We start from the raw sequence: 1,929 nt of genomic DNA on the forward strand, positions 1-1,929 counted from the left end.
TTTCTTTGTCTTGCCAAAGAAAGTAAGCAAAGAAAGGCGCGCCCGAGATGGCGACTTCCCCTTGAATTTATGTCGCTGAGAGGGGAAGGGGAAAACTCGCTGCGCTCAAACAGTTCCCCTTCCTTTTTCCTCTCTGCAACAGAAATTCAAGGCGCCATCTAGGGCAGGGAAAAAAGCACACCATCGATTGCCAGGGCACCACTTCGTCTTGCGCTCCAAACTAGTCGTCGCAAGCCGCCGGCCTCGCGCGGGGCATTGACCACGCACCACCTGAGCCATATCGCTCACTCTTGGTCCACGCCGGTTTGGCCGTTGACGTTCCTGCCCTTGATGGCGCCTTGAATTTTTGTGAGCGGGCGGATAAAGGAAGGAGGCTTGTCTGAGCGAAGCGAGTTTGCCTCCTTCCCCGCACGGTCACAGAAATTCAAGGGGAAGTCGCCATCTCGGGCGCGCCTTTCTTTTGCTTGGCGCTTTCAAGTAGCAAGTGCAACACGTTATCTAGGATGTGTTGCATGGGACAAGACTATGAACACCTGAGCGCCGAAGAGCGTGGCGCGATCTTCTCGATGAAGCTGGAGGGCAGGAGCACGCGGGAGATTGCGCGTGCACTGCAACGCTCAGCGAGCACGATCAGCCGGGAGCTTCGGCGCAACGGCTGGAAACCGGAACATGAGCGCGGTCCGATGGGGCGCCCCACGATAGCCGGTGGCTACAATGCGGTGCGCGCTGGCCAGCGGGCCTCCAAATTGCGACGTAAGCCACGTCGCGAACGCAAGCTGCACCGGCAAGGCAAGCTGTGGCCTGAGGTGCGCCAATACTTGGAGAGAGGCTTCTCGCCGGAGCAGGTGGCTGCGCAGCTCAAACGTGTCCATCCCGGTGAGCCCGCCTTGAACGTCTCGCACGAAACGATTTACCACGCCATTTATGCTGCTCCACGCGGTGCGCTGCGGCGCGAGTTGGTCAGCCTGCTGCGGCAAGCGCGCGGTGCCCGCAAGCCGCGCTCGCGCGGGCGAGATCGGCGTGGGCAGCTCACCGACATGGTGAGCATTCATGTGCGTCCGCCTGAGGCCAACGACCGACTGATCCCGGGGCACTGGGAGGGCGACCTGATCAAAGGTGCCGGTAACCGTTCGGTGGTGGGCACGCTCATCGACCGCAGCACCTTGTTCCTGATGCTGGTGAAAATCGACGGCAGTACCGCCGAGGCTGCCCTGCAGGCCTATAGCGCAGCGTTCGCGCCCCTGCCGGAGGAGCTGCGCAAGACCCTGACCTATGACCAGGGCAAGGAAATGGCGCTGCACCGTAAGCTTGCCGAGGCGACTGGTATCCGGATTTACTTCTGTGACCCGCACAGCCCCTGGCAGCGCGGCATCTGTGAGAACACCAATGGCCTGCTGCGTCAGTACTTGCCAAAGGGAGCGGACCTGTCTGTGTTCTCGCAGCGTCAGCTCGATGCAATCGCGCTGCTGATGAACACCCGACCACGCAAGACGCTCGGCTGGCGCACGCCTGCAGAAGCCTTTATTGAGAACTGCGCCAAACAGGGCATTGTGATTGACCCCGCTGTTGCACTTGGGGCTTGAAACCGCCCTTACTTTTCTTTGGCAAGACAAAGAAAAGTGAGTCGGTCCCGGCAGGGAACGAAAGGGGGGATGGACCACAAAAAAAAACCCGGCGATCACTCAACCGGGGTTCTAATTTACTCAGCAACGCGCTTAGCAATATGCTCCAGCGCCTCTTCAACCTGATCGATCAGGATCAGACAGAGGTCACCAGGCTGTAAGCGACCAAGCGCCGTATCAATCGCCAGAAACTCACCACGAATTTCATCAATGCGGCTGGTGCGCTCAGCACCGTGCAACCCCTCACGCAGCAGCGCCAGCACCTCACCATCCTCACGCCCACGCTGACACTGATCCTCATACAGCA

At 59.6% G+C, this 1,929-nt stretch carries 2 protein-coding genes; one reads left to right on the forward strand and one right to left on the reverse strand.

Annotated elements, in window-relative coordinates; translation table 11 throughout:
• The first annotated feature begins 512 nt into the window (after positions 1–512).
• Positions 513–1,583 (forward strand): IS30 family transposase, encoded by a 1,071-nt coding sequence (locus C404_RS32980; RefSeq protein ID WP_021192959.1) that lies wholly within the window; start codon positions 513–515, stop codon positions 1,581–1,583.
• Positions 1,584–1,699: 116 nt separating this feature from the next.
• Here the strand turns inward: C404_RS32980 and C404_RS32985 are convergent.
• The coding region (locus C404_RS32985) for a hypothetical protein (protein WP_037010931.1) at positions 1,700–1,929 on the reverse strand (230 nt) is incomplete at its 5' end.

It is taken from the genome of Ralstonia sp. AU12-08, from assembly GCF_000442475.1.
Taxonomy (GTDB): Bacteria; Pseudomonadota; Gammaproteobacteria; order Burkholderiales; family Burkholderiaceae; genus Ralstonia; species Ralstonia insidiosa.